The 19,195-nt window shown below is 41.5% G+C and carries 19 protein-coding genes and 3 pseudogenes; 8 read left to right on the top strand and 14 right to left on the bottom strand.

Going from position 1 to position 19,195, the window contains the following annotated elements:
• Positions 1-129: 129 nt before the first annotated feature.
• Positions 130-702, bottom strand: coding sequence for a lytic polysaccharide monooxygenase (locus tag GKR48_RS03105; RefSeq protein WP_154626934.1), 573 nt, complete (start codon positions 700-702; stop codon positions 130-132).
• 114 nt (positions 703-816) lie between these two features.
• The gene (locus GKR48_RS03100) at positions 817-2,079 is read right to left on the bottom strand and encodes an MFS transporter (RefSeq protein ID WP_154626932.1); all 1,263 of its coding nucleotides are present in this window, start codon (positions 2,077-2,079) and stop codon (positions 817-819) included.
• 112 nt (positions 2,080-2,191) lie between these two features.
• Between GKR48_RS03100 and GKR48_RS03095 the strand changes: the two genes are divergently transcribed.
• From GKR48_RS03095 to bioD, 3 genes are all read left to right on the top strand, one after another.
• On the top strand, positions 2,192-3,097 hold the full coding sequence (locus GKR48_RS03095) for a LysR family transcriptional regulator (RefSeq protein ID WP_036947913.1): 906 nt from the start codon (positions 2,192-2,194) through the stop codon (positions 3,095-3,097).
• Between the two features lie 119 nt (positions 3,098-3,216).
• Positions 3,217-4,428, top strand: a complete 1,212-nt coding sequence (locus GKR48_RS03090) for an ROK family protein (protein WP_154626930.1) — start codon at positions 3,217-3,219, stop codon at positions 4,426-4,428.
• 141 nt (positions 4,429-4,569) lie between these two features.
• Positions 4,570-5,247 carry a dethiobiotin synthase gene (gene bioD, locus GKR48_RS03085; protein ID WP_036947919.1) on the top strand — a complete coding sequence of 226 codons (678 nt, stop codon included), beginning with the start codon at positions 4,570-4,572 and terminating at the stop codon, positions 5,245-5,247.
• 101 nt (positions 5,248-5,348) lie between these two features.
• Here bioD and GKR48_RS03080 read toward each other — a convergent pair whose 3' ends face one another.
• The 4 genes and pseudogenes from GKR48_RS03080 to GKR48_RS03065 all read right to left on the bottom strand — a co-directional run.
• Complete coding sequence (locus tag GKR48_RS03080) at positions 5,349-5,720, bottom strand: DUF1283 family protein (RefSeq protein WP_006659792.1); 372 nt, start codon at positions 5,718-5,720, stop codon at positions 5,349-5,351.
• Between the two features lie 90 nt (positions 5,721-5,810).
• Complete coding sequence (ydfG, locus tag GKR48_RS03075; RefSeq protein ID WP_154626928.1) at positions 5,811-6,557, bottom strand: bifunctional NADP-dependent 3-hydroxy acid dehydrogenase/3-hydroxypropionate dehydrogenase YdfG; 747 nt, start codon at positions 6,555-6,557, stop codon at positions 5,811-5,813.
• Between the two features lie 119 nt (positions 6,558-6,676).
• A complete protein-coding gene (locus GKR48_RS03070; RefSeq protein ID WP_154626926.1) occupies positions 6,677-8,305 on the bottom strand; it encodes a DUF4139 domain-containing protein in 1,629 nt (542 codons plus the stop codon).
• A 140-nt stretch (positions 8,306-8,445) separates the two neighbouring features.
• Positions 8,446-9,129: pseudogene (locus GKR48_RS03065) on the bottom strand (cupin domain-containing protein); the annotation flags it as partial.
• A gap of 824 nt (positions 9,130-9,953) precedes the next feature.
• On the opposite strand from GKR48_RS03065, the gene GKR48_RS03060 reads away from it, so the two are divergent.
• The gene (locus GKR48_RS03060; RefSeq protein ID WP_230088577.1) at positions 9,954-10,202 is read left to right on the top strand and encodes a hypothetical protein; all 249 of its coding nucleotides are present in this window, start codon (positions 9,954-9,956) and stop codon (positions 10,200-10,202) included.
• 194 nt (positions 10,203-10,396) lie between these two features.
• Positions 10,397-10,660: pseudogene (locus GKR48_RS03055) on the top strand (porin); the annotation flags it as partial.
• A gap of 70 nt (positions 10,661-10,730) precedes the next feature.
• Here the strand turns inward: GKR48_RS03055 and gss are convergent.
• Positions 10,731-12,608, bottom strand: coding sequence for a bifunctional glutathionylspermidine amidase/synthase (gene gss / locus GKR48_RS03050; RefSeq protein WP_154626924.1), 1,878 nt, complete (start codon positions 12,606-12,608; stop codon positions 10,731-10,733).
• A gap of 334 nt (positions 12,609-12,942) precedes the next feature.
• The gene (locus GKR48_RS03045; protein ID WP_132495964.1) at positions 12,943-13,206 is read right to left on the bottom strand and encodes a DUF3811 domain-containing protein; all 264 of its coding nucleotides are present in this window, start codon (positions 13,204-13,206) and stop codon (positions 12,943-12,945) included.
• A 144-nt stretch (positions 13,207-13,350) separates the two neighbouring features.
• Here GKR48_RS03045 and mnmH point away from each other — a divergent pair, with 144 nt between their 5' ends.
• Complete coding sequence (mnmH, locus tag GKR48_RS03040; protein WP_154626922.1) at positions 13,351-14,445, top strand: tRNA 2-selenouridine(34) synthase MnmH; 1,095 nt, start codon at positions 13,351-13,353, stop codon at positions 14,443-14,445.
• Positions 14,446-14,527: 82 nt separating this feature from the next.
• On the opposite strand, the gene GKR48_RS03035 is transcribed toward mnmH, so the two are convergent.
• The 3 genes and pseudogenes from GKR48_RS03035 to GKR48_RS03025 all read right to left on the bottom strand — a co-directional run bounded on the left by GKR48_RS03035 (position 14,528) and on the right by GKR48_RS03025 (position 16,173).
• A complete protein-coding gene (locus GKR48_RS03035; protein WP_154626920.1) occupies positions 14,528-14,938 on the bottom strand; it encodes a hypothetical protein in 411 nt (136 codons plus the stop codon).
• A 21-nt stretch (positions 14,939-14,959) separates the two neighbouring features.
• Positions 14,960-15,603, bottom strand: a pseudogene (locus GKR48_RS03030) (homoserine/threonine efflux transporter).
• Positions 15,604-15,714: 111 nt separating this feature from the next.
• A complete protein-coding gene (locus tag GKR48_RS03025) occupies positions 15,715-16,173 on the bottom strand; it encodes a YaiI/YqxD family protein (RefSeq protein ID WP_154626918.1) in 459 nt (152 codons plus the stop codon).
• A gap of 123 nt (positions 16,174-16,296) precedes the next feature.
• On the opposite strand from GKR48_RS03025, the gene GKR48_RS03020 reads away from it, so the two are divergent.
• Positions 16,297-16,677 carry a hypothetical protein gene (locus tag GKR48_RS03020; RefSeq protein WP_154626916.1) on the top strand — a complete coding sequence of 127 codons (381 nt, stop codon included), beginning with the start codon at positions 16,297-16,299 and terminating at the stop codon, positions 16,675-16,677.
• A 48-nt stretch (positions 16,678-16,725) separates the two neighbouring features.
• On the opposite strand, the gene GKR48_RS03015 is transcribed toward GKR48_RS03020, so the two are convergent.
• The 3 genes from GKR48_RS03015 to GKR48_RS17990 all read right to left on the bottom strand — a co-directional run bounded on the left by GKR48_RS03015 (position 16,726) and on the right by GKR48_RS17990 (position 18,801).
• The gene (locus tag GKR48_RS03015; protein ID WP_154626914.1) at positions 16,726-17,751 is read right to left on the bottom strand and encodes a threonine aldolase family protein; all 1,026 of its coding nucleotides are present in this window, start codon (positions 17,749-17,751) and stop codon (positions 16,726-16,728) included.
• Between the two features lie 102 nt (positions 17,752-17,853).
• On the bottom strand, positions 17,854-18,495 hold the full coding sequence (gene alkB / locus GKR48_RS03010; RefSeq protein ID WP_154627192.1) for a DNA oxidative demethylase AlkB: 642 nt from the start codon (positions 18,493-18,495) through the stop codon (positions 17,854-17,856).
• A 174-nt stretch (positions 18,496-18,669) separates the two neighbouring features.
• A complete protein-coding gene (locus GKR48_RS17990) occupies positions 18,670-18,801 on the bottom strand; it encodes a hypothetical protein (protein ID WP_255425012.1) in 132 nt (43 codons plus the stop codon).
• 26 nt (positions 18,802-18,827) lie between these two features.
• On the opposite strand from GKR48_RS17990, the gene GKR48_RS03005 reads away from it, so the two are divergent.
• The gene (locus tag GKR48_RS03005) at positions 18,828-19,103 is read left to right on the top strand and encodes an MFS transporter (RefSeq protein ID WP_154626912.1); all 276 of its coding nucleotides are present in this window, start codon (positions 18,828-18,830) and stop codon (positions 19,101-19,103) included.
• The last annotated feature ends 92 nt before the right edge of the window (positions 19,104-19,195 follow it).

The raw sequence follows: 19,195 nt of genomic DNA, 5'->3' as shown, positions 1-19,195 counted from the left end.
GTTACAACATTCTTTTTGTTATAAAACAAAAGTAACATTAACATCTGTGTTTATCAACTGGCATAAACAGGAAATTAAGGGATAGCGAGGTAGGGTATTATACTATCCCATCATGGAATTTTCTTACTGTTATTTTTTGTAATCTACTTCTATATCAATGACTTGATAAAATGCATTGGCTGTATCATCTATGGTCCAAACACTTAAAACAACATGATAACCTTGATAATTTTGAGGGAGCCTGCAATTGTGTTGCACTAAACTCGCCGGCATCTCCACTTTTTCGTATTTGCAAAATGGTGTTAATTCAAATTGCGCTCGAGTTAATGGCTCACTTGGGTTCCAATCTTTTCGCGTAATAAAATATTCCCATTTAGTTGTTTTGTGGATAGCAGTTAAGCGCCAGAAAAAATCAAAATCGGGCGTTTCTATTAACATTCGAGCCCAACGAAAAGGTTGCTGAACATCGAGAGGCGAAAAAGCCGCAATACCTGCACTGGCAATTTTGCCGTCAATCGGCCCTTTTTGAGGAAAACCTTTCAATCCTTCAACCGATTGAGGTTCATACTGGACAGCGCCACAGTTTTTATTGGTTTGTAATTTACACAGGTAGGCTCGGCTTGCGGGATACTCGATATAGCCATGAGGCAGGGCAAAGTAGCTATAGCAGAGTAATAAAGGAAATAATAATAATTTTTTCATTGAAGATCCTCATCATTGATTAATTTATATATTTTCTATTAACCATGATGAGGATGTGAATTCTAACCTTTAGCAGCAGTTAACTTATTGGATTATTCGGTAATTTATAAGGCACTAACATTTTGTTTTTAACTTATATGCGATACCTACGCCGGCCAGTAGAAGCGCTGCAATAAATAATGCGACGCCATTCCAGCCATATGCCGACCAGAAAAAACCGCCCAATGTACCGGCTATACTGGAACCCGCATAGTAGCTAAACAAATAGAGGGACGATGCTTGTCCTCTTGCCCGTTTAGCGCGACGTCCCACCCAGCTACTTGCAACGGAATGCCCGGCGAAGAATCCGGTGGTCAATACTGTCATGCCTAATAAAATGACCCAAATATTACTGTGTAACGTCAAAATTACGCCGATTAACATCATCGCAATGGCAGCAATTAAAATTCGCCCAAAACCATGTTTCTGGGTCAAGCTCCCTGTTTTCGTCGCACTGTAAGTTCCTGTTAAATAAATAACAGATAAGAATCCCACAACAGATTGACTAAAATTATAAGGTGATTCAAGTAAGCGGTATCCAATGTAGTTATACATGGTGACGAAACCGCCCATCAAGATAAAGCCCTCAACAAATAACCAGGGCAAACCCGTATCACGTAGATGTAAATGTAAGTTAACCCAAAGGTTTTTAAGTTTGAGAGAGCTTGCACGAAAGTGTTGGGATGGTGGTAATAAACGCCAGAATCCAATCGCCGCCAACAACGCCAATGAGCCTAAAATCACAACCGCGACTCGCCATGAATAAAAGTCGGCAATTACCCCTGTCATTAAACGTCCGCTCATTCCCCCAATAGAGTTACCACTGATATATAAGCCCATCGACAGTGCGACATAGCTCGGATGAATTTCTTCGCTCAAATAGGTCATGGCGACGGCCGCTACACCGCTAAGCGATAACCCCACTAATGCGCGGGCGATCAAAATCCCTTGCCAGCTTTCCATTATTGAGCTCATTAACGTAAAAAGCGCAGCACAAGTCAAGGAAATGACCATCACGTTTTTACGACCAATTGCATCGGAAATAGGGCCGGTGATCAGTAACCCCAATGCCATTAATCCCGTACTTAAGGAGAGTGATAAACTGGCAGTCGCCGGAGAAATATTAAAGTCCGCGGACAACATTGGCAGAATAGGTTGCACAAAGTACAGCAACGCAAATGTTGCAAAACCCACAGTAAAAAATGACAGCGTTACACGCAGATACAGTGCATCATCCCGTTGAATATAGTGTTTTTTCGGGGCTGCATTGGTCAAGGTTTTGGTTTGTTTTCCTTGGAGAGATTGGCTCGTTGAGAGGCTATTTGACTGCTGTTCCATGTAAATTCCTTGACGACTAGACGGACTTGATTTCGATCAAAGAATAGAAACTTTCTATTTTTTTGTCTAATATATTAATAATACATAATGATACATTTAAAATATCAATCAGATGAACATCGAATTACGCCACCTACGTTATTTTATTGCTGTTGCCGAAGAGCTACATTTTGGACGTGCGGCTGAGCGCTTGCACATGTCTCAGCCACCATTAAGCCAGCAGATCCAAGCTCTTGAAGAAATGGTGAATGCCAAATTATTAGAGCGCAATAATCGCAATGTTGCCTTAACGCCAGCCGGTGCCATGTTTCTCAAAGAAGCCTACCAAATTTTAGGGCAGGTCGATGCGGCAGCGACCAAAGCGGCTCGGATGGAAAAAGGGGAACTTGGCGAACTGTCTATTGGCTTTACGTCCACAACGCCGTTTATGCACAAAGTCACCATGAGCCTGCGCCAATACCGAGAAGCATACCCTGATGTTTCCATTCATATGCATCAAATGAATACGAAGCAGCAAATCCCGCCTTTAGTGACCGGGCGCATAGACATTGGCATCATGCGCAATACAATATTGCCTGAACAATTGGACTATCAATTATTATTCAGGGAGCCTTTCATGGTTGCGGTTTATGAAGGGCATCCTTTACTGGCTTTCGAAGAAAGTGGTGTCGATATTAAGCAGCTTGCGGCTTACCCGTTAGTTTTCTTTGAGCGGGAAGTGGGTACGGCGCTGTATGATGAGATCAACCAATTATTAGCCTCTGAAGGGGTGGTTCCTACTATTTCCCAAGAAGCGGGGGAAGCCATGACCATTCTAGGCTTAGTGTCTGCTGGAATGGGAATTTCTATCATCACTGAATCCTTTACACGAATGAAGATTGACGGCGTGAGATATCTAAAACTCGCGAATATTCAAGCTACTTCAGAGGTCTGGTTAGTCTACAATACACGACGAACGCCACCTGCTGCAGCTAAAAAACTGACTGAGTTACTGCTGCACAATATTGTGGGTATATAAGGCGTAGAATTTGAAATGATTAACGAGAGTTTTATCACGTTTTATATGTAAATATAGCCGAGTTTTCATTTATATCAGGCATAATCAATCATAATTTATAACGATTTCTGAGTGTTAAGATGATAAACCAAACGGGGAATACCGACCAAATAAAGCAATTAAATACTGGGCTTGTGTACCGAATTATTGCACAGCATGGTCCTATTTCCCGTATTGCGTTATCAAAACAGTCTCAATTGGCCCCAGCGAGTATCACCAAAATTACCCGTGAACTGATGGATGCTCACTTGATACAGGAACGTGAATTTCCAGTATTAGGGTTAAGAGGACGTCCAGCTGTTGGGTTAGTCATTGAAAGTGAAGGCTGGCAATTTTTAGCCATTCGAATTGAACAACAACACGCCATCATTTCGTTAAAAGAAATTAATGCTAAAACCCTCACAGAAAAAAGCTATCCTTTTGATGTAAAAGGCAATCAACAATTTAGTGATCGGTTATCGGAACTGATTGGTCTGTTTTTCGAAGAAAACGCATCTCACTTAGAAAGAGTCACGGCGATCAGTATCTTATTAGATGGCCTCTTAGACTCTTATTTAGGGGTTATTCATAGGTTGCCTGACTACCATGTTCACCAACTGGGTATTGGTGAATTGCTAACAGAAAAAACAGGTCTGCCCGTCTATCTTCACCCAACTGTTAATGCCCTGGCTATCGGCGATCACCTCAAATATTCAGAGTCTCGGCCACAAAAAAATATTATTTATCTACAAATTCAAGATGTGGTTAATATCGCGGTGCTGAATCACGGTTATTCTTTGGATTCAATAACACATCAGCCTATATTATTTGCGCATACTCAAACTGATTCAGAAAGACCACAATCTTGCTATTGTGGAGGAAAGGGCTGCTTAGAAACTAAGATAGCTATTCCTGCAATTATTCAGCAAGCAAGGGAATTACTTGCAGATTATCCCGCATCCATCTTGCATAAAGTGAGCATCGATATTAATACAATTAGTCGAGGTGCAATAGAAAATGATCCATTATGTATTTTATTACTCGATATAACAGCCAAGCGCCTTGCTTACCCATTAGCAATGATGATTAATTTATTTGGAACTGAATTGATTTTAGTTAATTCCCCTTTAACTGATGAGCAAAATTACTGGCTTACTCGTCTACAATATTTTATCTCTTTATATGGGAACCCTCTTTACAGTAATAAATTAACGCTTGATAAATCAATAATTTCAATTAAAGAAAGTGAAACGGCATTAATTCAGAATGCACTTTATGATGGCTCACTGTTGTTGCAATTACTGCAAGGCTAATACAATTTGATAAACTTCTCACTATCTTACACAAAATTGAGCTAACGCAAACTTATCATTTCCCCATTCCCATAAACTGAATTCATATCATTTTTATAGCATTTTGCTGACCTTAGTCTGTCACTTCAGGATAGAACAACCATGAACAATCTATTTATTACCGGGACAGATACAGATGTCGGGAAGACGGTATCGACACTAGCAATATTACAAGCACTTAATAATCAAGGTATTAAAGCCGTAGGGTACAAACCTATTGCAGATCAATGTATCGATACACCTGAAGGGAAGCGCAATAAGGATGCACTTCTTATTCATCGTGTTTCGCAAGATCTTGTCTCGTATGATGAAGTTAACCCTGTCAGACTTGGCGATAATTACAGCCATGAAAACAGTATCGATTTTAATAAAATCAACAAAGGGTTAGATCACCTTCATGAGCAAAGCGACATAGTCGTTATCGAAGGTAATGGCGGATGGCGTTATCTTCTTGATGATAATACTTTTTATGCCGATTGGCTGAAAAAACAATCTGTTGGCGTGATCTTAGTCGTTGGAATTCAGCATGGGTGTGTCAATCATGCATTATTGACAGCTGAAGCTATTCGAGCGGATGGTTTACCGTTAGTCGGTTGGTTAGCCAATAGAATCAACCCTGGCTTGGCGCATTACGCTCAAATTATCCAGCGTATGCAACAACATATTAATGCGCCATTATTGGGTGAAATTCCTTATTTATTGCGTCCTGAAGAAAAAGAATTGGGACATTATTTAGATGGTGAAAAACTGCAAGAGTTTGTTTCGGTTCCTGCATTTTAATCTTTATATAAATTTTAATTTAATATCTAAGCAAAAGGGCGCAAATAGCGCCCTTTGTTTTACCGATACAGTCTATTTTCAACTATATAGTCTATTTTCAACTATGGATTGATAATTGGACGACCTGAGTTAACATCAAGGCAACGTTGAGTATTTGGCTCCCAATACGCATTAAGATTCAAACTTTTCTCACATTTATCTTTCGCATCAAATGCGGCATCAATCTTATCAAACTCTTTTTCGGTGCGGCGGTTAACTTTAGAACGCAGCATTTTAGTCTCATCCCACTGTTCTTTATCTTGTCGCGCCTGTTCTTTATTCAACGGGTCATTACTACCATTACCGACAGAAACACAAGTGCTACCCGCAGCGCATGATGTATTAGCTGCTTGCGCCGCATTAACCCACATCAAAGGGAGGCAAAAGCAGATTGCAGCCAGACCATTTTTGATAAATTTTTGTGACGTGCTCATGTAATTTCCTTTCATTTCAATACTCGCTCTATACCCAGAGTATAACTAATAAACAATAATGCCGTCTTTATAGAATAGTACGAAAATTTATTATTGTTTATGTACGGTTAAGCCAGCAAATGTTTGGCACACTGGCATTAATTCCAGTGTATTAACGTTCATATGAGCCGGAAGTGTTGCCACCCAATAAACTGTTTCTGCAATATCGTCAGCAGTAAGGGCATCCGCGCCTTTATAGGTATTTGTGACTTTTTCATCATCACCTTTGAAACGGACATTTGAAAACTCAGTTCCACCGACTAATCCTGGCTCAATATCGGTCACACGAATTTTTTTGCCCACTAAATCTGCACGTAATCCTAAGGAAAATTGTTTTACAAACGCCTTGGTTGCGCCGTAAACGTTGCCGCCTTTATATGGCCAAGATGCGGCTGTAGAGCCAATATTGATAATGTGCCCGTGATTCTTTTCCACCATACCTTGCAGCACTTCATAAGTCATATTGACTAAGCCTTTGGTATTTGTGTTGATCATGGTTTCCCAGTCATCCGGATTTGCATCAAATGCGGGCTCTAATCCTAAAGCAAGCCCCGCATTATTCACTAAAAGATCGATGTTTTTTAAGTGGGAGGGCAAATTGGCGACAGCGTGTTGAATGGCTTTTCGGTCTTGTACATCCAGAGTTAATGGATAAAATTTATCACCCAATTCTTGATGTAATGCATTTAATCTTTCAGTTCTGCGTCCTGTCCCAATCACAGTGAAGTTATGCTGAATAAATTTGCGAGCAATAGCTTCACCAAATCCTGATGTTGCGCCGGTTACTAGAATAATCATTAGGTACCTCAGGTTGTTATCGTTGTTTGTTTTGAATCATTCTAACCTTATTATTAAGGGGCTTCCAAGCCCCTATTTAGTTCTTTTACACCGATAAAATAATTAACTTATTTAGCGAGTTATAATCCATTAATCTGCTTATTTTTAGGGTATTTCAGCGTATAACTTAACGGTAACTCGACGGTTTCTTGAGGTTTAAGCGTTAAATCCCATTCAATCTTATTCTCTGTTTCATCCAATTTTCCGCCTTTATATTCAGGGTTGAGTATTTTAATATCAGTATCTCTGCTCGTTGGGAGCTGGTCGTAAACAGATAGTTTAATGTCATTTTTCCGCGTATTACGCACCTTAATTAAGAAACTTTCTTTTTGCTCAACTGTGGAGCCCATAAAGGACGGTTTTTTACGCATAGCCGCATTATTCACACGAGAAATTTGAATGTTATCATCCACGCCGAATGGAATATCGAGAGTCTCAGTTAATTGCCCTGAATTTACGTAAAAATCACCGACATAACTGTTCATAAAGTAAATATTTGCAGGGCCATTCAGTAAATTCAGTGTATCCCAGTCATCAATTTGTGCTTGCAAATAGACTTCTTCAGCCATTTTTGGTGTTGATGTATAACGATATTTTGCATCAATATCCGCTTGCTTAATGGTAATAGATTTTGCTTTAGGGGTAGAAGCTAAGCTAAAAGGCAATTCGATGTTGTAGCTAAGATTCACGCCATTGGTATTGGTTGACACATAGTTTGCCATACCCGGGCTGCGTTTTTTTACTGTCGAGAGTTCCGCTACTGGCGCAGGTGCTGCTACTTCCATGTCCATGGTCGCGGACATTTTTCCATTCATGTAGCCTTGATTATATTGATCGTAAACTGACAATATCCATGGTGCTAAAAATGGTGGGGTGATATTGCGTGTTGGATTGGCAGAGGAAAGGGTGAGTTTAACTTTATCCCAGTCCAAGCCTGTATTTTGAATGACGTCAGCTTTATAGGTAATATTGACTGGTTTATCAATATCTTTAGCGCGAATATCATAACTTGGAGACCAACCGGCATCGGGGGTAACATACGAGATCTGCATGTTGGCACTCAAATTTTTAGGCGTATCAACCGTCAACACAATTTGCGTCTGCTCACCCATATTATCGGGAAGAATTCCTTCAAATTTTGCCTGCAATAACGCTTGTTTCTCTGTCAATTCATCAATCTGCTGCTGATACCCTAAGTTCTCACTTAATATCGCAGACATTTGCTTGCGAATAAACTCCAATTTAGATGCAGACTGCTCAAGGGATAATGTCGTTGTTTCACCAAAAAAACGCTGATCTTTCAGTAAAGCGAGTTGGTCATCACCCACTTTTATTTTGATATTAAGCGCTGAAATTTGCTTAGTGACCTCGTCTATTTGTGCTTTTAAACTTGCCGCTTCACCTGTGTAAACGGGTTCTACCGCCACGGTTTGCACGTCAATTGAGCGAATCAAAACATCTTCATTATCTAAGCTAATAGAAAGGCTTTTTTGATCAAGGTGATCAGCAACATTGGTAAAAACCAGTTTACTTTCGCCTTGCGGTAAATTAACAGTGGCGCTATTCGTTAACTCAGCGCCGCGTAAAAAAATCGTGGCTTGATTGAGCTTAAGAGAGTGCAAAAGCGGCGCTGATTCAGCAAATGCTTGCCATGACGCTAATGCCGATACAAATAAAATTCCTTTGGTGAATTTGCTAGTGACAAACATATTGATACTCCATTAGCTGGATAAATTAGTTTTCTTGATAGTTTTTAATCATATTGAAATTTAATCAGTTGAGATAACAGAATAAGCTTAAAGTAAGATTCTATTCATAAAGAACAATCAGAATGGTTGGCTGATCTACCATAATTTATTCCGCCTAAATCCTGTTCCAGTGCATAGTCTGCAAAACTGCTCAGCAGATCGCGTCCGGTCGGACCTCGAAAGCCGACAGAATAGTTCATGGTATCTTCGAAGGTAAAACCATCGTGAGGGAATCCCGGCGGAATATACAGAATATCTCCCGGCGCCATTTCTACATCAATAATCGGCTCAAACGGATCGACATGCAATAATGCGGGATGTGCGCAAAATTGACGCATGGGAAGGGCGTCACCGACTCGCCAGCGGCGGCGTCCCATTCCTTGGATGATGAAAACATCATAGTTATCAATATGTGGCCCAACACCACCGCCAGGCACCGAATAGGAGATCATCAAGTCATCAAGACGCCATTCAGGCAGTACGCGGAACGGTTTCACCAGTTCAGCGGCAGGCATATGCCAATGGTTGACGGCTTGCACCAGCAGCGACCATCCTTTTTCGCCTAATTCGCTGTAGTCCTCAAATGGGCCATGGCTTGCTTCCCATTTGTTATCAATAAAACTGACTAGACGGCTGTCAACTTCCGGCTCCATCGCCAAACCAGCCAGTTCATCGGGAGTGATAGGGTCGACAAAATCAGGAAATGCATTTTTCAATACAACGGGTTTTTTCTGCCAGTATTTTTCTAAAAATTCAGGCCAGTTAAGGTTCAGTTTGTTAGCCATGTGACCACATCTATATGAGTAAGTAAGCCAGTCATTATAGAAGTAATGCAGCGGCATATTTTTGTTTGGCGTCAAACTTAGTATTTTGGATGTTCCATTTGCTATTAAATAAAGTATTAACATATTCATAATGCATTGAGGTGTTCTGTCATTTAAAAGCGCCGATGACAAAATGGGTAAGGAAGTTCAATCGTCAAAGTTAACAACGTCAAATTGATCCCCGAGCTCACATTAAATCTCACGGAACTTTAACTGACGGACATGAAGCAACGACTAAAAGCTTAACTGGTCATAGATAAAAGGCAGTTTAAGCGATAAACGAATCAACACGATTAACCAGCCAAAATGCTGGATTTCATTATTTCATACTTAGATTCGCATAATGCATATTATGTTAAATAAGATATATGAACTGATACTATCTCTCTCTACTGCTTATCGGGGTTCTTCCATTGAACCCCAACCTACAGATACTGGAAAATATTAGATAAATTAGCCCCTGCTGTAATACTCCCAGCTTTGTGGGTATTTACAAATAACCGTAAATCAACCATATCAAAACGCATAGTCGCTCCGAAAATGTTTATAACCCATACTTAAGGCTAAGTTTTAGCATCATAGCTCATCAGCAAGTCGTGATATCCGCGAATTAGCCTCATCGATGTGACCGCGTAACGTTTTTAAGCATAACGCAAAGTTTTCAGAAAAACAGTCACAATCATTGGCTAAAGCAAAAAACGTCTCAGCTAACTCCAACGCTTCCCGCCAAGTTTCTCCACCGATCCCCTCACGTAATGTTACTGGCCTAAGGGTATTAACGATGTTTGATTCAACCGATTGGCCGAAAAGGTTTAACTCGGTTGTATGCCCCTGAAGTTATTACTCATCTTTCCCTTATTATTCTTGCTAAACAGGCTCAATTTTCACTGGATGAAATAGCAAACATGCTAAAACGCCTGCCAGAAAATGGAATTGAACGCCCTATTTCACGCAACATAAAACACTATTTTCTGCAGATGTTCCGTAAGCGCGTACATATTCAAAACTCTACTCCCAGCCATTACTTATTTTAATCGTTTTCGTTAGCGCAATAAGCTATGCATTAGTAGTTTATATGGTTGGAGCATTTCCATTGGCAATGAAAGCTCAAGAATTTACATTCACTTCCATCGCCTTTGTTTTCCAATGCCATATTTTGGGTATGTTTGCCCCCTCCCTTTTTACTGGGAATTTAATCAGCCGTTTTGGGGTAAAGCCTTTCTTGTGGTTGGGAGTTGTTGCGACGTATACCTTAGATTTCGGCTTAACCCCTTCAATTGGTTATAACCAATCTAAAGGGAAAGATCTTGGCGAATATGGCAGCAAAGACTTAGTGAAATATGTGGCTGTTGGCGCAGCTTATGAGTTCAACAACAACATGTCCGCTGTCGTTGATTACAAAATTAACTTATTGAATAAAAATGAGTTCACTCGTGCTCACAATATCAATACGGATAATGTCTTAGGTCTGGGCTTAGTCTACCAGTTCTAGTCTATATCTCGAAAGTGGCGCTATCTTCAGTATTCAAGATAGCGCCATTTCTTTGCTTTTATTCTTATTTTTACTGACTTTGCTTCAGATAGTCATCGTCTTCAAGCACCCAAAGCGGTTCTATATCGCTGTCCTTCTTAATGACTAAAGAAGGATCAGAACGTAAACATGCGCCGCCATAATGCCCACCCACCGTAAATGTACAGACCTGAATATAACGTTCTGCCACTTTCGGTAAACACCATAATTGCTGATAAACATTCTCTTGATGGGCAAATTGCCCACAAGTTTCATCCAGAATATCGTCTTGATGATCAACCAGCCCAATGTTATTACCACAACGCCCTGCGATAGGCTTCACGGCATACCCTGTTTGGCGTAGCTCATCATTAATCTCAAAATCCGTATCCAATAAATATGGATGATGCGGAAATAGTGACCATAGAATAGGTAGGATTGATTTATTCCCAGGGATCACCGTCCATAACGGTTCAAAAACACGAATTTCTGGACGCAACAGCACATCAATCAGCCGGACATCATTATGATGTGGGTGACCGGTTAAAATAGGTAGACCAGAAAGGTCACTTTCGCTCTCTTGGCGTAACTGCTCCAGAGCGGTTTCCCATGCCCATGTTTTCCATACACATTGAAGTACTCGCCCTTCACCATCCACCACTTGACCCGTTTCATTCCAAACCAACTCATCCAAACCATGGATGATTTTGCATTCAAAACCTGCTGCCGTGATGGATTGAGCCATAAATAGCGCGTGATAATCCTCTTCACTATCTTTATCTTGCATGATGTGAATAAACGGTTTTGCAGTGGTGTGTTTCCATGTATCCGTAAGTAACTCTTGCAGTCGTTCACCTGGATTCCAGCCCGCGGTGATATCGCCTACTTTTGACCATTTATTAATAATTAACCCGGTTTCAGTATGACAAGAAGCTGAATCTGCATTGTATTCATAAACTTTCAATCCACGATGGTCCATGCAAAAATCAAGGCGACCCGTCACCATATCATGACGGCGGTTTTGCCATGATAAACGCAAACGTGGCCAGAGAATTTCGGGGATATTGAAAAGTTTCAGTAAGTTGTCGTCTTTAAGGACTTTTTCAGTCGCATGCAAATACATCAAGTGAACTTCATTTGTTGCCTGCATTAGCTGATTTTCAGCCGTGCTGGAAATCGTGAAATATTCGTGAGGGTTGGCATTCAGTTTATGCCCATGGTTAGCCTTTATATAAGCTAATTCAATCGGGTTAGATTCATCTAACCAGCTTTGATTGAAGTTGATTTGGCTACCCAACTGAGCCGCGTGCAGCTCCATTAATTGTGGATTAATTTCAGGTTCTTTATAAGCATACTGGTTATTATCCGTTTGTATCATCCAACCGAGGATCGTCGTATCGGTGAATGTATCAGACAATGTATAACTTCCATTATCGACGCTTAGAGGGAGTTCTCGGGTCCACTGCTGTCCGGCAGGGAGTTTATGGTGTAAAACATTTTGCTCAACAATTCGTACTTTATTATCAATAACTTGAGTAATAATCGCTACATGCCCTGTATGCTCAAATTCACCGCCTTCCGCCCAAATCAGTAAACTTCCTGCAGTGGGTTTCATTTGGCTGCCATTTTGATACGCACGCAATGGCAATATGCCGTCATCCACCACATGACGTAAGAAACGTAATGCAAAAATCTCATATGCCATGCCAACATCGGTGAATACCACACCATAATTGAGATAGAGAAAACGACGAGCGAATTCAACGCATTGCCATTTATATCCCATATATTCATTATTGATATAACTGCGAAACGAGATATCGTCCCGCTCACCCAAATCGGGAATGGAACTGTAATCGGAAGAGTAAATTGCAACACCACCGGGGGCGTAGCCAAGTAAAGTGCCAAACGGTTCGTGTTCTTCTGTCATGACCAGACTCCTATTACAGCTCACTGATATTATTTAAATCGCAATTATAAGGATGCTAATAATCAGTATACGCCTGTCATAATCAAAACACTGCGTTTTTTCATGGCATAAAAAAAGCACCTACTTAATAGGTGCTCAGACTGCTGACAAACCGGCTAGGTTTGGTGGCAGGTTGAATAGGTTTTGAAAATAATTAGGAAAATCAATTCATTGATTTTCGGCTGATAACACAAAGCAGGAAAAACGACGCTTTTATCCTGCTTTGTCAACAACCTCAGCACCTACTTAATAGGTGCTTTGTGGTGTTGATGTTGAATTTACGACAAAAAACTTGTTAGCGATAACCGCGAGTATGGTTATTAGATGACCAGTTGTAGGTCGCATTGCTTCCAGTTACGCGCTCTTTTTTCTTCTGGGTTCTTAAGGCTTTGGCTTCTTTTTCAACTTCAGCCGAGATTTCGGTAATGATCAATTTTTTGACTTTGCTTTCTTCTGAATTGGTCAACTCGCGCCCTAAACTTTTACGCTCTTGAGCCAGTCGTTGCCTCACCCGCATTCTTTGCGTTTCAGTCATCTCTTGCAGTGTTAGGGTTTTCATGTCATTACTCCTTCGAAAGTTGAAAGACGACTTCCAATATAGCACTTCGTTCTCTTTTCGTCCTAGATAAGGTGCCATCATCCCTATTTAGGAGTATAGTAGCCTTTATCGAAATCCGAATTGATATGAATCATTTTATTTATTATGGAATTAGCGCTCTCCACACCCGAAATTCGCCAGATCCTTGCTTCTGACACCCCAATCATCGATGTTCGCGCCCCCGTTGAATTTCAACAAGGTGCCATGCCATCGGCACTCAATTTACCCTTAATGAATGACGATGAACGCACCGCCGTCGGGATCTGTTATAAACAAAAAGGCTCCGACAAAGCGGTCGAGTTGGGTCATCAATTAGTCTCTGGTGAATTACGTGAAAATCGAATTAATGCGTGGAAAACGGCGTGTCAACAACACCCTGAAGGTTATCTCTGCTGCGCTCGTGGCGGAATGCGCTCCCATATTGCGCAGCAATGGTTAAAAGAAGCCGGTATTGAATACCCACTTATCAATGGTGGCTATAAAAACTTACGCCAAACGACTATTGATGCAATCGACGAATTAGCTCAGCGTCCAGTCATATTAATTGGTGGTTGTACTGGAAATGGCAAAACGCTATTAGTTCAAGGGCTTGAAGATAGTATTGACCTAGAAGGTATTGCCCATCATCGAGGCTCTTCCTTTGGTCGTACTTTAGAAGCCCAATTTTCACAGGCTACGTTTGAAAACCATTTAGCGGTTTCTATGTTAAAAAAAGCCCCCAATCACAACCGGTGGGTACTTGAAGATGAAGGACGAGCCATTGGGGTGAACAGCCTTCCTGATTCACTACGCCAAGCAATGGAAGCAGCAACAATTGCAGTGGTTGAAGACCCTATTGAGCGTCGAATGGAAAGGTTAAAAGAGGAATATTTTGACCGAATGACCCACGATTTTCTTGCCGCATTTGGTGAAGAACAAGGTTGGAATGCCTACAGTGAATACCTACACCATGGTCTACATGCCATCCGTAAACGTTTAGGTTCCCAGCGAGCGATTGAGCTAACTAAACTACTTGATGATGCGCTGATTGCTCAACGTAAAACAGAAAAAACAGACGTTCATTTCTCATGGCTTACACCACTACTTCATGAATATTATGATCCGATGTACCGCTATCAGTTGAGCAAAAAACAGGATCGAATTGTTTTCAAAGGGACATTTGAAGAAGTCACTGAGTGGGTAAAATCCACCGCTCAGTAATGCTACACATATTCTTCAATATCAAAGTAAGGTGACACTGTCACCTTACTGACCACTTCAAGCCTGTTTAACGTACTCCTGTTTAGCGTAACAGTGCACCCACTAAAAACAGTGAACCTAATATCAAACAGAAGCCCGAACTGACATACCAAAATAGGTCGCTATTACCTTTAAAGCGGCTTTTGATCAGTGGAAATATTGCCGCTCTAATTAAAAATACAGCAGCAATGGCAATGAGAATGGGTTGAGTAAAGGGTAAAGAAAAAGAACCTTGAGCTGCACTGAATGCGTACACCCCCCAAATGGTTAATACCGTTCCGACAAAAATCGCTGTAAATGGTGGGTACCAGTGCCCTTCTTGAGATTGTTTAACGATCCGTTCCCCTGCTCCGAGCCATTTAAATCCAGCTGCGCCCCAAACCAGACACGCAAAATGCAATAGTGCAACAATCCATGTCAACACAGCAGCTAAATACAATGCAGTTATTCCCATTTATAACCCTTTCAGTGAAGCTTATTTTTTAAAGGCAATCTCAGTAATACCTTGGTAAATTAATTTAGAAGCTAACCCGCCTAAAATCAATCCGACCACTTTGCCTATCACTTTATGGATACGGGAATACGTTCGTCTTACAGAAGAGAGTGAAAATGTCTGGCATAAGATAATACGCCAAATTAAAGAAGCCACCACAATTCCTAACCAAATCACAAGCTTAGTCCACAATGGTGTCGAAGGTGAAATCGTAGTAGAGAAAATACTCATGAAAAATAGAACGGTTTGAGGGTTAGATAAATCAGCAATTAACCCTCGACGAAAATAAACGCCCGTTGGAAAATTTTCTGTATTTTTTTCGGTAGCAAGAGACAGTTGCGTTTTATTTCGAAAGACACTGATCGCGTAATATAATAAATATAATCCACCCAAAATCTTAATCAGAGAAAATAACGACTCAAACTGCGTCATTAATGCCACCAGCCCAAATAGCCCTAATCCTGAATAAATCGCATCCCCCAGAACAACCCCATAACCACAAGTTAATCCGGCTTTTTACCTGAACTTAATGTCGTTTGAACTACCGTAAATAAGTTGGCACCAGGGTTAAAAAAGGTCAAAACAAACAAAAACAAGGTGATCAGAATACTGTGTAGTGGATCCATCATGGTGTCTCACATTAGCGGGGGATTTTTTATTATAGACAGGGATAACCCTTCGGGATGCAACCTACGTCAGGTTATTGAAAATCCACCGTATGTGAACGAACGAAAAAACTATCCCAACGATTTTCGACGTTGCAGCAACCACTTGTCTAACTCATTAGCAAATTGCTGGCGATCTCGTTGGTTTAAGCTAGCGGGTCCACCGGTTTGCACACCGCTAGCACGCATCGTATCCATAAAGTCTCTAATGGTCAGACGTTCACGGATCGTGGCTTCACTGTAACGTTCACCTCGGGGGTTCAACGCCACTGCGCCCTTTTCCATCACTTCCGCCGCCAATGGAATATCAGCTGTAATCACTAAATCACCAGCCTGTACACGTAAAACAATTTCATTATCTGCGACATCAAACCCTGCTGGAACTTGCAGTGTCTTTAAAAATAAAGAAGGAGGAACCGACAAACGCTGGTTCGCCACAAATGTAATTTGCACTTTTTCTCTATCGGCCGCGCGATATAACACTTCTTTAATCACTTTCGGACACGCATCCGCATCCACCCAAATCACCATATTGACGTTAACCTATCGATTTTATTTCTAGGAATGAATTGCTGCACATCATAGCATGTCATCAATCCCTTAGGAGGAACAAACTGCCGTTTCTTGGCGGTTGTCGAACAAATAGATGCTGAAATGAACCAACGTTTACAGACAATCACGGACCACAGTGATGACCTGTGGTCAAGCTTTCAACGACGCTGTCATGCCTATTTAGAAATGGCGCTCGAGCCTGAATATCAGCAAGTGATTTTACGGGATGCTAAAGCGGTGTTAGGGGAAGCCATCGCAAAATCTAACTTACAGTGCGCGGATGCCATTGAAAAGATCATCACCAAACTGGTGGAGGATAAAATCATTGCCAACGTAGAGCCTCGCGCCCTCGCAGCATTACTCAATGGAGGCTTGTCCGAAGCAGCGTATTGGATAGCACAAGATAAGAGTGAAACGCGGCTAAAACAGAGTATTGCCAGTATCGATATACTACTGAACGGATTAAAAAAACCAGCAGAATAATAACAAAAGTAAGCCCGCTATATGGGCTTACCCGTTATTGACTCAAGATTAACGCAGTGATTTAAATACGCGAATAAATTTCTCGACATCCTCTTCGCTTGTGGACCATGACGTACACAAACGCACGCAGGTTTTACCCGCTTCTGGTGCTGGCATACTGCTTAAAATATAATGTTCCAGCAATTTCTTCGCTAAATCATCCGGTAGCACCACAAACACTTGGTTTGATTCAACTGGCGCTAAGAACTCAAAACCTTGTTGAGTAAAGAATGCCGCTAAGTGCATCGCCATCTCATTGAGATGCTTACCCAGTTTGAAATAAAGGTCATCTTTAAACAGCGCGTTAAATTGAGCCGCTAATAACCAACCTTTCGCCTGCAATCCCCCTTTTTGCTTGATACTAAAGCGGAAATCAGATTTCAAGCTTGGGTTTAAAATCACTAGGATTTCACCGGTCAGTGCACCAATCTTAGTACCACCGATATAAAAAACATCCGTCAATTGAGCGATATCTTCAATCGTCACGTCGCTCGCATGGGACATTAAGCCGGAGGCTAAACGTGCGCCATCCATAAACAGCCATAAACCATGCTCATCACACACTTTACGCAGCGCAACCAGCTCATCTTTACGGTACACAGTACCAATTTCTGTGGAGTTACTGATATACACCAATTTTGGCTGTACACAATGCTCATCGGTATGATGTGCCAAAACTTGCTCAACCAGCGCTGGGGTTAACTTACCCGATGCTGAAGGAACAGTGAAAACTTTATGCCCTGTGGCTTCAATTGCCCCCGTCTCATGCACCGCAATATGCCCTGAATCTACCGCGATAGCCGCCTGATGAGGTCTTAATACATGGGAGATGGTAGTTAAATTGGTGATCGTGCCACCATTAAAGAAATGGATATCTGCATCTGGGCGCCCAATGCGCTGTTTCACTTGCTCAGCTACACTGGCACATAACGTGTCGGTACCATACCCTTCAAAACGCTTCCCCGCTAAGTTATTAAGTTCTTCCATCACTGCTGGGTGCGCTATTTCATTATAATCATTAATAAAGCTGTACATTGGCAACCTACCGTTAACTCATGTTCTATTAAAAATAAGCCAACAGTTATATGCGTATATCATTCAATGTTCAATGATATTTTTTAGATGATTACCCTCGCATTATATTACTGGTTGCGAGCGACGAAATGTCAGATTAAAGCGGTAAGCCCCAAGTTGAGGATGAACGCCTGATTTGATTTGGCGTACCCCGTGATAATTGAGCCGTGATCGTCCGCCCCACACTAAAACATCCCCATGCTCTAATGGGATAGCTTGACGCGGATGTTCTCGCGTCTCTCCACCAAAATCAAAGATAGTGGGCAACCCTAATGAAAAAGAGACTATCGGCTGGGAAAAATCCGCTTCATCCTTATCTTGATGCAGTGACATTTTAGCCCCCACACCATAGCGGTTAACTAGGCAGGCATCTGGAGCAAAATGAGAAAAGCCGACTTTTTCAGCGGCATTTATCGCCAACTGTTTAAATAATGCGGGCATCATGGGCCATGGCTGCTGAGTTATCGGATCGGCAAAGGAATATCGGTAGCCTTTATTATCCGTAACCCAGCCCCAATCACCGCAATTGGTCATTGCCACAGACATGGCGTACCCGCCAGGGGTTTCCATATGACGCAAAGGTGCTTGAGCAATCACTTCATTCAATGCAGCTAATAACGGCTCTCCTCGCCCAAGCAAAAAACCTTTAAGGAGATAAGCATCGGGCGCAATCTCAATCGTATTCTCTTCATCAGGAAATAACATAGTCACCACACATATAGTCACCACTCAGTAAAATGGGTGTCTACCTATATAAATAAGACACCTTGACCATTTAAGCGGCTTGTTGCTGCCTTTTCAAGGCCAATTTACGCTCTGCTTTTTGGCTACCCCAGACGCTGAATAAAATCACCAACATGCCGAGAAACTGTAATGGGCTTAATTGTTTATTGAACGCAGCCGCCCTTGCTGAATAGCGGTTCCCATTAAGAAAGCCCCTAATTGGCAAATCCCCTCACCTTCAATACTGGCATCCAAAATTGCCTGTGTGTCATTCAATGTCAGGCGCATATATATTCTTTCCAATGAGTGTAAGGATGGCATGGTCCACTATGGTGCTTTGGGGAATTGCTTATGGTGGCGTATCTGTCACTTTAATGACTTGGATGATGCGTTACAGCGCCCATAATATTGAAGCCACAAGCTCCCTGTATATTGCCTTTTTTAATAGCGGAATCGCCTTAGGCTCTGCGCTTGGCGGTGTTTTCGTCTCACTGTATGGGTTAATTGGCAATTTACATGTCGCGGTATTGTCATTTGTGGCTGCGCTTACGCTGTTAGGGATCAATTATTACCAGAAAAAAGCTCGCTAAGTTCTCTAACAAAGTCGATTTATTATTAATAACTAAAGTAAATGGCGTTTAAATTAGTAACGATTGTTTTTTTTAGCGCTAGCCTTTCTTGC

Source organism: Providencia sp. wls1943 (assembly GCF_009706275.1).
GTDB lineage: Bacteria > Pseudomonadota > Gammaproteobacteria > Enterobacterales > Enterobacteriaceae > Providencia > Providencia zhijiangensis.
This window is presented reverse-complemented; position numbering and strand designations above follow the sequence as displayed.